12 protein-coding genes are annotated in these 12,229 nt (G+C 33.9%); 1 reads left to right on the forward strand and 11 read right to left on the reverse strand.

The window, feature by feature from the left end:
• Positions 1-412: 412 nt before the first annotated feature.
• The 8 genes from hemB to hemA all read right to left on the reverse strand — a co-directional run bounded on the left by hemB (position 413) and on the right by hemA (position 8,199).
• Entirely contained in the window at positions 413-1,405 is a 993-nt protein-coding gene (gene hemB / locus ACTU6T_RS06895) for a porphobilinogen synthase (protein ID WP_460220505.1), read from the reverse strand.
• Between the two features lie 45 nt (positions 1,406-1,450).
• Positions 1,451-1,957, reverse strand: a complete 507-nt coding sequence (locus ACTU6T_RS06900) for a hypothetical protein (protein ID WP_460220506.1) — start codon at positions 1,955-1,957, stop codon at positions 1,451-1,453.
• 12 nt (positions 1,958-1,969) lie between these two features.
• A complete protein-coding gene (gene hemF, locus ACTU6T_RS06905; RefSeq protein ID WP_460220507.1) occupies positions 1,970-2,872 on the reverse strand; it encodes an oxygen-dependent coproporphyrinogen oxidase in 903 nt (300 codons plus the stop codon).
• Between the two features lie 2 nt (positions 2,873-2,874).
• Complete coding sequence (locus ACTU6T_RS06910; RefSeq protein WP_460220508.1) at positions 2,875-3,408, reverse strand: GNAT family N-acetyltransferase; 534 nt, start codon at positions 3,406-3,408, stop codon at positions 2,875-2,877.
• On the reverse strand, positions 3,408-4,175 hold the full coding sequence (locus ACTU6T_RS06915) for an EI24 domain-containing protein (RefSeq protein WP_460220509.1): 768 nt from the start codon (positions 4,173-4,175) through the stop codon (positions 3,408-3,410). Before ACTU6T_RS06915 ends, ACTU6T_RS06910 begins: the two co-directional genes overlap by 1 nt.
• A 2-nt stretch (positions 4,176-4,177) precedes the next feature.
• The gene (gene hemE / locus ACTU6T_RS06920; protein WP_460220510.1) at positions 4,178-5,200 is read right to left on the reverse strand and encodes a uroporphyrinogen decarboxylase; all 1,023 of its coding nucleotides are present in this window, start codon (positions 5,198-5,200) and stop codon (positions 4,178-4,180) included.
• Positions 5,201-5,369: 169 nt separating this feature from the next.
• The gene (hemC, locus tag ACTU6T_RS06925) at positions 5,370-6,944 is read right to left on the reverse strand and encodes a hydroxymethylbilane synthase (protein WP_460220511.1); all 1,575 of its coding nucleotides are present in this window, start codon (positions 6,942-6,944) and stop codon (positions 5,370-5,372) included.
• The gene (gene hemA / locus ACTU6T_RS06930; RefSeq protein WP_460220512.1) at positions 6,937-8,199 is read right to left on the reverse strand and encodes a glutamyl-tRNA reductase; all 1,263 of its coding nucleotides are present in this window, start codon (positions 8,197-8,199) and stop codon (positions 6,937-6,939) included. Before hemA ends, hemC begins: the two co-directional genes overlap by 8 nt.
• 169 nt (positions 8,200-8,368) lie before the next feature.
• Here hemA and ACTU6T_RS06935 point away from each other — a divergent pair, with 169 nt between their 5' ends.
• Complete coding sequence (locus tag ACTU6T_RS06935; protein ID WP_460220513.1) at positions 8,369-9,289, forward strand: helix-turn-helix transcriptional regulator; 921 nt, start codon at positions 8,369-8,371, stop codon at positions 9,287-9,289.
• A 44-nt stretch (positions 9,290-9,333) separates the two neighbouring features.
• On the opposite strand, the gene ACTU6T_RS06940 is transcribed toward ACTU6T_RS06935, so the two are convergent.
• Genes ACTU6T_RS06940 through ACTU6T_RS06950 form a run of 3 tightly spaced genes read right to left on the reverse strand, consistent with a single transcriptional unit; the run spans position 9,334 to position 12,225 of the window.
• Complete coding sequence (locus ACTU6T_RS06940) at positions 9,334-9,981, reverse strand: DUF6705 family protein (RefSeq protein ID WP_460220514.1); 648 nt, start codon at positions 9,979-9,981, stop codon at positions 9,334-9,336.
• Between the two features lie 33 nt (positions 9,982-10,014).
• On the reverse strand, positions 10,015-10,665 hold the full coding sequence (locus ACTU6T_RS06945) for a DUF6705 family protein (protein ID WP_460220515.1): 651 nt from the start codon (positions 10,663-10,665) through the stop codon (positions 10,015-10,017).
• 9 nt (positions 10,666-10,674) lie between these two features.
• Positions 10,675-12,225, reverse strand: a complete 1,551-nt coding sequence (locus tag ACTU6T_RS06950; RefSeq protein WP_460220516.1) for a hypothetical protein — start codon at positions 12,223-12,225, stop codon at positions 10,675-10,677.
• Positions 12,226-12,229: the final 4 nt, after the last annotated feature.

Here is a 12,229-nt window from a genome sequence, read left to right on the forward strand (position 1 = left end):
CGATACAATAGAGCATAACATCTAAAAAGACATTATGCTCTTGATTTTGGTTGATAGTTAGATTGATGAACATAAAAGTTTACTTTAATGATCTAAAGCGACGTCTTGAATTCCAGTTAAATGATTTAGAGTTTTCGTGTCGTTCTGTAATTAAATCGTTGTTTAAAGTTCTCATAATAATTTGATTTTAATGATTGATGATGATACAAATCTAGAACGAACATTTAGAAAACACCAATAAAAGTTAAGGGTTAACCTAGCGTTAACCTAGTTGAAAGAGAAATGAGTAAGTAAAATAAGGGATGATCTATATTTGGATAACCTTAATTAACATTAAAAGAGATATACTGTTCTGTATTAATACAGCATCTTTGGTAACCCTTCGACCCAGCTCAGGGCGACAAGATTAACTTTAGCGGTTTATTAATTTTACGACATCCTTGGCAAAATAGGACGCTATAATATCTGCTCCAGCGCGTTTAATAGCAATGATTTGTTCCATCATAACAGCATCATGATCTAACCAGCCTTTTTCGGCAGCAGCCTTAAGCATAGCGTATTCGCCAGACACTTGATAGACAGCCACAGGAACATCGACTTCATTTTTGATTTCACGAACAATATCTAAATAACACAATCCAGGTTTTACCATCACAATATCTGCACCTTCGTCAATATCCATTTCGGTTTCTTTAAGGGCTTCAAAACGATTAGCAAAATCCATTTGATAGGTTTTTTTATCCTTTGGAATGTTCTTAATATCTGCAGGCGCAGAATCCAATGCATCACGAAACGGTCCATAAAATGCTGAGGCATATTTCGCTGAGTAGCTCATTATACCTGTATCAATGAATCCGTCATCTTCTAAAGCCTCTCTAATGGCAAGTATACGACCATCCATCATATCACTTGGTGCAACAAAATCTGCTCCAGCTTGAGCATGAGATAGGCTCATTTCAGCTAAAACATCTACGGTATCATCGTTGATGATTTTTCCATCTTGAATAATACCATCATGACCATAAGACGAATAGGGATCTAAAGCAACATCAGTCATAACCAACATATCTGGACATACCTGTTTTACAGTTTTAATAGCGCGTTGCATAAGCCCGTTTGGATTTAAAGCTTCGGTACCTTTATTGTCTTTTAAGCTATCTGGCACTTTTACAAAAAGTAATACCGATTTTAATCCGAGTGACCATAATTCCTTGACTTCATATTCTAATAAATCTAAACTATAACGATAGTAATTAGGCATAGACACAATTTCTTGTTTGATGCCTTTACCTTCAACTACAAATAAAGGCACTAAAAAATCGTTTGGAGAAATAATGGTTTCTCTTACTAAATCTCTTATTGCTTTGTTAGTTCTTAATCGTCTATTTCGTCTTAATGGATACATCGTGTTAATTATTAAATTTTAAAGCGTATTTCTAATTTTTTAATATTAATGGTCAAGTCTTATATAATTTGTGCTCTCAATATTTTCTTTAGTTTTTTCTGTAAACTCAGCTTCCAATTTTTTAATCAATCTATGAAGAATAAATCTATTTTTAGTATTTCTTTTTATTTCAATATAAGTTTTCTCACCTTCAATTTTAAAATAGCCGATTACCTTTTTGCCCTGTTCAGTTGGAGGTTTTTTTACATAACTACTCCTAAAGTCAAAAAGCTCATCTAAATGTTTGTTTAAAATAACTCGATTTGGTTGGTCTATTTTTATTATCTGAGTTATTTTTTCAGGTGTATCAAATATAACTCTATTGTTACTAAAGTATAGTGTAAGAATATTTGATTTATTACCAAATTCTCTTAACTCCCAATATTTTTCGTCTAGAATGCTTTGAAAGTTTTCAAAATTAAAAGATAGTTTCTCTTTTTCTATTCCTGAGTCTTTACAAGATGGTAGTGTAGTGATTAAGAAGACATAAATGACAAATAGTTTTACTTTCATTGAATTGTTAGATTACACCCAGTTTTTAGGTTTTTTTAAAACCTTTATTAATTTTTCTTCCTCACTTCCTGGTTCAGGATGATGATCATACACCCATTGTACATGTGGTGGTAAACTCATTAAAATACTTTCAATTCGTCCGTTGGTTTTTAATCCAAATAAGGTGCCCTTGTCATGTACAAGGTTAAATTCCACGTAACGACCACGACGAATTTCTTGCCAATCACGTTGCGGTTTAGTGTATGCTAAATCTTTGCGTCTTTCTACAATTGGCACATAGGCTTCAAGAAAACTATTACCTATGTCGGTGACAAAATCATACCAGTTTTTCATACTCATGAGCTCTGTTTTTTTACAATAATCAAAAAACAATCCACCAATACCACGAGCTTCATTTCTGTGAGCATTGTAAAAATACTCATCACATCTCGTTTTATAGGTTTTATAAAAATCATCATTATGACGGTCACAAGCTGTTTTACAAACATTATGAAAGTGCTTAGCATCGTTTTCAAATAGATAATACGGTGTTAGATCTTGACCTCCACCAAACCATTGGTCTACAATGTTGCCATCTTGATCATACATTTCAAAGTAACGCCAGTTTGCGTGAACCGTTGGTACCATAGGATTTTTAGGATGAAGTACTAAACTCAATCCGCAGGCAAAAAAATTCGCATCCTCCACACCAAAATAAGTTTGCATCGACTCTGGTAGTTTTCCATGTACGCCGGAAATATTTACACCTCCCTTTTCAAACACATTGCCGTTTTCAATAACACGTGTTCGTCCGCCACCACCTTCAGGACGTTTCCAAAGATCTTCTTGAAATGTAGCTTTACCATCTACAGCCTCTAATCTAGAAGTGATGGTGTCTTGCAATTCATGTATGTAGTTAAAAAATTTATCTTTCATAATTATGTATACAATTCATATAACTCCATATCTAGAGGCATTTCTCCTGGAGGCGTAAATGATTCTTTAAGTGTTTTTTGCCAAACAAAGTTGTTATTTTTAGCAACCTTGATGCTTGGAATATTGTCTTTATGTACAATGATTTGAAGACGTTCTAAACCTAAATCATTAAATGCATGTTCTGATAATGTTTGAATTGCTTTTGTCATTAAACCGTTGCCTTTAACATTATAATCTATAGCATATGCAAATTCTCCTTGTTTTGTAGACCAATTTAATTCCTTAATATAGATGAGTCCTGAAAGTTGACGTGTTTTACTGTGTTTTAATGTGAATAGAAATTCATCTTTATTTTGAAACTGTTTGGTTTTCTTGTCAACAAAAATTTTTGAGAGCGTAGGATTTAAATTTTGTTCTAAAGTCTTCGGAAAGTAGCGTTTAAAACGGTCGGCATTGGCAACCATGAAATCACATATTTTCCAGGCATCACCTTCATGAATGGGGTTGATTTCGAATCCGTCAAATTGTGCGACCATTAGACTAATGTTTTTGAAGCTCCTAACTGTTGCTCTTCTTGTAATAGTTTAACCGTTTTAAGTGATGCTGCTGTGACGCTCATTGGGAGTACTAAAATCACACCAATCACTGGAAGTAACAAAAACAGTATAAATACAATACCATTGCCAATCGCAATACCTCGATAACGTCTCACAAACTGAACGCTTTCACGATATTTAAAATGACGTTCTAAGGTATAATCCATATTACCAAAACCAGCATAATAAGCTTGTACTAGAAATAATAAGACGGTAGAAAGTATATTGACTAATGGAATGAATTTTAGTAACAAAATAGGAATGGTAATTAATAGTTCTTTTCCTAGGTTTCTCATATTGATTCTAATGCCTCGCCAAAGTTGCTCTTTAAACGTTGTGTTTCTATGATGATGTTTTTCTACTCCAGTAAGGTGGGCTTCAATTTTTTCGGAAACCGGACTCATAAAAGGCGCAGATAATGCCATTATGATATGTTTGTATAGAATAAGCCCAATAGCCAAAACAGCTATAGCTCCAATAAATGTTGAAACCGAAGTAAAAGTTTCTTTGCCAAAATCCCATGGCCAAATTCTTGCAATGAAACGCCCAATATTATCCGATAAACCATAAGCAGATAACCCAATAATTGTAGCTGTAATAACACTTATGATAATTGGAATGAAAAAGTATTTCCACAGCTTTAGTTTTGAAATTAAACCTAAAGCTCCAGAGTATGCTTGTATACCTTTTAGGATATTGTTAATCATTATTAAGCTTTGTATTCTTTCACAGCATCAATAAATGCTTTCGCATGATCTAACGGAATGTTAGGTAAGATACCATGACCTAAATTTACAATATATTTATCCTTACCAAATTCATCAATCATTTGATGTACCATTTTCTTGATTTCAGAAGGCGGGGAGAATAATCGTGTTGGATCAAAATTTCCTTGTAATGTGATATTTCCCCCAGTTAGGTATCGTGCATTTTTAGCAGAACAAGTCCAATCTACGCCTAGAGCTGAAGCCCCAGATTTTGCCATGTCTCCTAGGGCAAACCAACAGCCTTTTCCGAAGGCTATAACAGGCGCATCTTCTTTTAAAGCATCAATAATTTGTTGAATGTATTGCCATGAAAACTCTTGGTAATCTACAGGAGATAACATGCCTCCCCAAGAATCAAATACTTGAACTGCATTACAACCTGCTTTTACTTTTTCTTTAAGGTAAGCAATAGTGGTATCTGTAATTTTTTGAAGTAAACTATGTGCAGCAACTGGATTTGTAAAACAAAACTCTTTAGCTTTATCAAAGTTTTTACTCCCTTGTCCCTGTACACAATAACATAATATGGTCCATGGAGATCCAGCAAAACCAATTAAAGGAATCTCATTATTAAGTTTCTCCTTAGTGGCTTTTATAGCATCGTATACATAATTAAGAGCATCCTTAACGTCTGGTACAATAACATTGTCAACGTCTTTTTGAGAACGAATAGGATTTGGTAGATAAGGTCCAAAATTAGGTTTCATTTGTACCTCGATATTCATTGCTTGAGGAATGACTAAAATATCGCTAAACAAAATTGCGGCATCCATTCCATAACGTCGAATAGGTTGAACTGTAATTTCACTAGCAAGTTCAGGTGTTTGACAACGCGTAAAGAAATCATATTTTGATTTGATTTCCATAAATTCTGGAAGGTAACGACCGGCTTGACGCATCATCCAAACAGGTGGACGTTCAACCGTTTCTCCTTTTAGTGCTCTTAAAAATAAATCGTTTTTCATATTTAGTACTTAGCTTTTGGCTATTTGCCTTTTTAAACCATATTTTTCTTCTGAAAGCAAACTATCACATAAAAGACAAACCAACTTGACAATTTCAATTCCGTTTTTCCAAATTTCAAGTTTTCTAAAATCTCTCATTTATTTTGTTTTAACTATGTTAAGCCAACAGCTACAAATAATACTCATTTACTAATTCTATGACGCTTTCAACCGTTGGGACTTTAGCAATTCTAACATCTTGAAAGTGTTTACTCGCTTCTTTTGCAGTAGTTTCTCCAATACAAAATGCAATAATATCATCGTCATTTTCTTGTTTATAGCTTTGTACTGTTGAAGGACTGTAAAACATCACACCTTTAATAGAGTCTTTTAATTTTATAGAATCATATTTGGTTTCGTAAGCAGTTATTTCATTAACGTTTATATGATGTTCTCTTAGAATTGTTGGTAATTCGTCTAAACGAATATCACTACAAAAATAAGTAACCTCTGTTCCGTCTATATATTCGACTAAATATTCGGCAAGTTTTTTGGCGTTATTTTCGGTATGTTTGACGTTTCCTATTTTACGCTCAACCAATCGCTTGGTACGTCGTCCAACACAAAAGATGTTTTCAAATTGTAACTCTTGAGGCGCAAAATTTGTTAATAGTGCCTCGACTGCATTTTTACTTGTAATGATGACATTTTTTGGCATTGGTTTTAAAACCTTAGCTGTCATACGATTCAAGCTTATTTTTATAAAATCTGAACTCTCAGAAACCACATCATCATGAAACAATTGTTTCTGATCATCGGTCAAGGTTTTAGTTGAATAGATATTAACATCCTGAGATGATTTTTTAAGATTATCCATTAAACGTTTTCCACCGCGTTCTATAATATAGTCGGCACAAAATTGTGCTAAATCCTCATGTTTTCCCAAAGGAGCTGTACGCTGTACTTCAATTTTCTTACTTCCATCTAAACTTAGTAAGACACCGTTCAAATGCACTTCTTCATTTTTTATAAATGCTAAAGCACCAATAGGAGCAGAACAACCACCTTCTAAAAGATTTAAAAATTTACGTTCTATAGAGGTGCAGATTTCTGTGTCGCCATGATTAATTTCTGCACATGCGGCTAATGATGTTTCATCAGATGCTAAAGCAGTAATCATAATGGCGCCTTGAGCTGGTGCAGGAATCATCCAATCTAAATTAAAGGTTTCTTCTGGTCTAATGCCTATTCGGCCTAATCCAGCAGCGGCAAAAATCGCGGCATTCCAGTTATTCTTCTCAAGCTTTTCTAATCGAGAATTTACATTTCCACGTAAATCCACTAAAGTATGAGTTGGATAACGATGTAACCATTGTGCCCTTCGACGCAAACTTCCTGTAGCAATAATGGCATCACGTTGTGATAAAAACTCTTCATTATCTTTATAGACGAGACAGTCTCTAACATTTCCGCGCTTTAAAACAGCTGCTTGTACAATACCTTTTGGTAATAGTGTTGGAACATCTTTAAGGGAGTGTACTGCAATATCGATTTCCTCATTAAGCATTGCAATATCAAGTGTTTTGGTAAATACACCTGTAATTCCTAATTCGTAGATAGGTTTATTGAGAACCAAATCACCTGTAGCTTTTACAGGAATGAGTTCTGTTTTATATCCTAAATGTTCTAATTGAGACTGTACAGTTTTTGCTTGCCATAGCGCCAATTCACTATCGCGAGTTCCGATTCTTATAGTTTTAGACATTGTCTGTAGTTGCTTCTAGTTGAAACACTTTTTTTATGAGTTCTAGGCTGTCATCTGTAGACACATCGTCGCCTTTTAAATGGTGTGCAAAATGATTGGTAATTTTTTGAATGATATTTTTACTAATCACTTCGGCTTGAGCTTCATTGAAGTCGCTCATTTTTTTACGTTGTGTGTCTAATTCTGCGGAAGCAAAATCAGCTAATTTATGCTTTAATGCTTTAATTGTAGGTGCGAACTTTCGTGTTGCTAACCAAGCATTGAAGTCGGTTTTGATGTCTTCAATAATCGATTCGGCAACTGGAATATGTGCTTTTCTGCGCTCTAAAGTTTCATCAGTAATTTGTGATAAATCATCAAGATGTACTAGAGTTATATTATCTAATTCGGTAACATTATGATTAACGTTCTTAGGTATTGATAAATCTAAAATCAATAAAGGCTTTGACGTTTGAATACACAATTTATCTACTGTCGGATTTTGAGCGCCTGTGGCAACAATCAAAATATCTGACGCATTAATCTCTTCTTGGAGATTGGCATAATCTTTAACTAAGACATTAAATTTACCAGCTATAGCGAGTGCTTTATCTTTTGTACGGTTGATTAGAGTAATTTGTTCATTTTTGGTGTGTTTTACCAAATTCTCACACGTGTTTCTTCCAATTTTACCTGTTCCGAAGAGTAAAATATTTTTTTCTGAAACTGCTTCGATGTTGTTCATTATATATTGCACAGAAGCAAAAGACACTGAAGTCGCACCTGAAGAAATATCAGTTTCAGTCTTGATACGTTTTGAAGCTTGAATGACAGCATTCACTAATCGTTCTAAAAACGGATTGAGTAATGTATGCTTTTTTGATAATCGCGCACTGACTTTTAACTGACTTATAATTTCAAAATCACCAAGGATTTGACTGTCTAAACCTGAGCCGACTCTAAATATATGAGTAATGGCATCTCTGTTTTTATATACGTAAGCCACTTTTTGAAATTCTTCAACAGTGCCTTTGGTATTGTCACAAAGCAATTGGATGAGTTGAAAAGGGTGTTGGGCAAAACCGTAAATTTCGGTCCTGTTACAGGTTGAAGTTACAATCAAACTTTCAATACCATTTTGTTTAGCTTGCTCTAAAACAGCAAGTTTAGAGGTGTCATCTAAACTAAAATGACCACGCACTTCGGCATCTGCCTTTTTGTAACTAAGACCAATAGCATAAAATGTTGTGCCTCGCGACATGTTGTAGTGCTCCATACCTGATTTGGATATTACGCTAGCAAAAATAAAAAGAGTAAGCAATAAAAAACAACGCTAGAAGAACTTTAAGTATCGTTTGTGGTTTTTTAATGTCATTTCTTAATATAATATGATAATTGTCATATTTTTGTAGTAAAAACAACACTTTAAATCATTTTAGTTTAGAATGAATCTAAATAACAATAAAAATAATTTGTCCATTTCCCACTCAAAAAGTGTCGCTAGAGGTTCGTTTGCGGAAACAAAATTAGACGAAGGGTTTTTCGTACTCACGTATCAAAATAATGAAAGCGAAATTCAAGTGGTTGAACGTGAGATCGATAGTCGGTTTATTCAGTTTCACTTTTGCATCAAAGGATCAAGTGAGTTTATATTCAATAACGGCAATTACCGTTTAAAGATTGAAGAAGAGAATTCATTGTTACTTTATAATCCGCAACGTGATTTACCTATTCACTTAGAGGTCCACTCTAAATCTTGGCTCGTATCGGTATTGGTGTCCATCAAGAAATTTCATGGTTTATTCTCTCAAGAGGCAGATTACATCACGTTTTTAAGTGATGATAATAAGGACAAAAAATATTATAAGGATGGAAAGATTTCACCATCAATGGCAATTGCACTCAATCAAATTATTAATTATAATCTCAATACGTCGATCAAAACGCTATACTTTAAAGGGAAAGCATTGGAGCTTTTGAGTTTATATTTTAATAGAAGTGAAGATGCCAATATTGAACAATGTCCGTTTTTAGTCGATGAAACCAATGTGATTAAAATACGACAAGCCAAAGACATTATCATTACTCGAATGGCTGAGCCTCCTACGCTACAAGAATTATCTGAAGAAATAGGCTTAAGCCTCAAAAAGCTTAAAGAAGGGTTCAAACAAATTTATGGCGACTCGGTCTTCAGTTTTTTATTCGATTATAAAATGGAGGTGGCTAGAAAACTATTGGAAGCCGGCGATCATAATGTGAATGAAGTTGGACTTAAAGTGGGTTACAGCACCTCTAGTCACTTTATTTCTGCATTTAAAAAGAAATATGGGACAACACCTAAGAAGTATTTGATGGCTTTGGGTTAAAAAAAGCCTAAGTATTAGTCGAAGCTTTTTTTGTGATTTGAATATTACTGTTTCACTAAAATATATTCGCCATAAGGTAAGCTATACCCATTTATGCTCTCATCCTCAATTAACTCAACAGTGCTGATATTATAGTAAATACCATTATCGTTTCGCTTAAACCATAGTTTAAGTTTCTCAATACCATTAACAAAAAACCGCCTCATCACAAGTTTATTACTTAAACCACCAATGTGACGTCTTAAAGGCTCATTAATTGTGATTACCAAGCGCTTTTCACTAGTTGCACATTCATTACATTGTGGATATGTGTTTTTATGCCTTAGACTATTAGAGTATAAATTATAATCGGTATTGTCCATAAACTCTGCGGTGATATATTCTAAGGTATTCACTTTCTCTACACCATTTTCTATGTATTTGTATTCGCCTACTAATACATCTACGTAGTAATTTGCGAGTGTTCCGTTAACAAAAACCATAGTTCGTTTTCTTAATTGTATCTCAAGCGAAGTATTGCCATTGGTGTAGAGCCATGTACCTACGTATTGATCTTGTACGTTGTCAATATCTTTATAATAAGCATTATCTACTTCCCAAGCATTAGGGTTATTATATAATGGTAAAATTGGGGATTGCGCACCATATGATAGAGTAATTAATACTGTGCATATTACAATTAGATTTTTCATGATACTATATTCATAAAATTTAGGGTTTAAAACTTATTGTTTCACCAAAATATACTCGCCATAAGGTAAACTATATCCATTTATGCTATCGTCTTCAATTAACTCAACAGTACTGATATTATAGTAAATACCATTATCGTTTCGCTTAAACCATAGTTTAAGTTTCTCAATACCATTAACAAAAAACCGCCTCATCACAAGTTCATCACTTAAACCACCAATATGACGTCTTAAAGGCTCATTAATTGTGAGTACCAAGCGCTTTTCATTAGCTGCACATTCATTACATTGTGGATATGTGTTTTTATGTCTCAAACTATTAGAGTATAAATTATAATCGGTATTGTCCATAAACTCTGCGGTGATATACTCTAAGGTATTCACTTTCTCTACACCGTTTTCTATGTATTTGTATTCGCCTACTAATACATCTACGTAGTAATTTGCGAGTGTTCCGTTAACAAAAACCATAGTTCGCTTTCTTAATTGTATCTCAAGCGAAGTATTGCCATTGGTGTAGAGCCATGTACCTACGTATTGATCTTGTACGTTGTCAATATCTTTGTAATACGCATCATCTTGTTCCCAAACATCTGGATTATTATATCTAGGTAGAATAGGTGATTGAGCATCTATAGATGCCGTAAAAAAAATAATGATTAGAGTTGTATAAAATGTTTTCATAGTTATTTTTTATAATTGTTGACAAGGAAATTCTATTGGATATCCAAAAGTAGGACTTAACGGGTTTAAATCATGTACGAGTTCAGACCATGAGTTTAAATCATCACTGGCTTTATAGAGCCCAACTCCCATATCAAGATCTTTAAAAACATCTAGTAAATCTTTGATTAAATCGTTGATGTCTGCTTCGCTATTCCTAGAGTCATATTTTTCTGTTAGTTTTCTTATAAACCCATCATCTCCTGTCCATTTCAAATTTCTTGCCACAGCAAATTTTTGTTGATCTTTAATTTTTATGGCATAGGTGCCTTGGGGGACCGTTAGGGTAACTACATATTCAGAATATGTTTTTGCTCCACCGTTGGTATTATGTTTTTTTGCTAAGAAAAACAAACTATCGATATCCCCACTACCAAACATTGGAAAAAAACCATCACTTGCTCTAGGGTGTGTATGAAAAATCCCTATGTATTCGCCTCCAAGATAATTTTGCATTGGTATTTGTGCGTTAGATTGATTAGGCGTTACTTGTGAGTTTTGCGTTGGTTCAGGAGTTCTATAAGAGCCATCTGAACTGTTTTTCTTTAATGCATAACCCTTTTCATCTTCTTGGTTCGTATTTTGCCCTAAATCTGTTAGTGCATTTTTTGTGCCAAAGTCGTTGCTTAGTTTATTGAGTTCATCACATGGATTGGGTTCTACAGTTGCTCTTGGAGTTAGAACGGTCGTGTCATCATTTTCTATACAATCACCATTGAGGTCAGTAATACAATCATCATCGGTATTGTTGTCATTATCATTTGTATTGTCAGTATTGGATGAGTCGTTATCATTTGAACCACCACCTGTATTTCCAGTATCTACTGGCCACCCTCCACCATCTGCCGAATCACCTGCATCGATTTCTGCTGGACATGGCCCATAGATAGGTGTAATTATAATATCACTTCCACCCGCAGGGCAACTATTTGGAGGATGATTATATCCATCATTACAATCCCATTCATAATTCAAACCAATAATACAATCACTAATTTCACTTCGAGTATAAAATGAGTTGGTAATATCATTAGAAGTGAAAAATGTATTTTCTATTAGCTGTATTGTTCCAGAAAATGGCTGAGAGTTATCTTGTAACCATTCCTCGTTTGGTGTATATTCTAGCATACGCATGCTTAGTATGTTATCATTATTGTCAATAGCTGTTACAAAGTTATAAAATTGGATACCGGTATTGTTTGTCCCTACTCTAAAGGTGTAGAACGTCATACTGTCTCTTTCTATCATTACAATTTCATCTGTTAATAACCATGCTTCGTCACCTGACTCCAATCGCTGAAACTCACTATGTCTATTAATTTTATTAATATCAAAAAGAATATTTAATTTATCATAATCTTTGCTTCCATCTAACCTAGAATTTAATTCGGTTATTGAGATTTTTTTGAATCTTTTTTCCTGAAAAGTTTCGGTTGAAATATTTAAATCGTCTTTTTGACAAGATGTCAATAAAAACGAAATTCCGAAAAATAAAATTCCAATGTTGATTCTTTTCTTCATAAAA

The sequence above is a fragment of the Psychroserpens citreus genome, assembly GCF_055686305.1.

Coding starts and splice junctions, on each gene's coding strand:
- hemE (WP_460220510.1), bottom strand. CDS start 5,200: ATGAAAAACGATTTATTTTTAAGAGCACTAAAAGGAGAAACGGTTGAA.
- ACTU6T_RS06915 (WP_460220509.1), bottom strand. CDS start 4,175: ATGATTAACAATATCCTAAAAGGTATACAAGCATACTCTGGAGCTTTA.
- ACTU6T_RS06910 (WP_460220508.1), bottom strand. CDS start 3,408: ATGGTCGCACAATTTGACGGATTCGAAATCAACCCCATTCATGAAGGT.
- ACTU6T_RS06940 (WP_460220514.1), bottom strand. CDS start 9,981: ATGAAAAATCTAATTGTAATATGCACAGTATTAATTACTCTATCATAT.
- ACTU6T_RS06950 (WP_460220516.1), bottom strand. CDS start 12,225: ATGAAGAAAAGAATCAACATTGGAATTTTATTTTTCGGAATTTCGTTT.
- hemF (WP_460220507.1), bottom strand. CDS start 2,872: ATGAAAGATAAATTTTTTAACTACATACATGAATTGCAAGACACCATC.
- ACTU6T_RS06900 (WP_460220506.1), bottom strand. CDS start 1,957: ATGAAAGTAAAACTATTTGTCATTTATGTCTTCTTAATCACTACACTA.
- ACTU6T_RS06945 (WP_460220515.1), bottom strand. CDS start 10,665: ATGAAAACATTTTATACAACTCTAATCATTATTTTTTTTACGGCATCT.
- hemC (WP_460220511.1), bottom strand. CDS start 6,944: ATGTCTAAAACTATAAGAATCGGAACTCGCGATAGTGAATTGGCGCTA.
- hemB (WP_460220505.1), bottom strand. CDS start 1,405: ATGTATCCATTAAGACGAAATAGACGATTAAGAACTAACAAAGCAATA.
- hemA (WP_460220512.1), bottom strand. CDS start 8,199: ATGGAGCACTACAACATGTCGCGAGGCACAACATTTTATGCTATTGGT.
- ACTU6T_RS06935 (WP_460220513.1), top strand. CDS start 8,369: ATGAATCTAAATAACAATAAAAATAATTTGTCCATTTCCCACTCAAAA.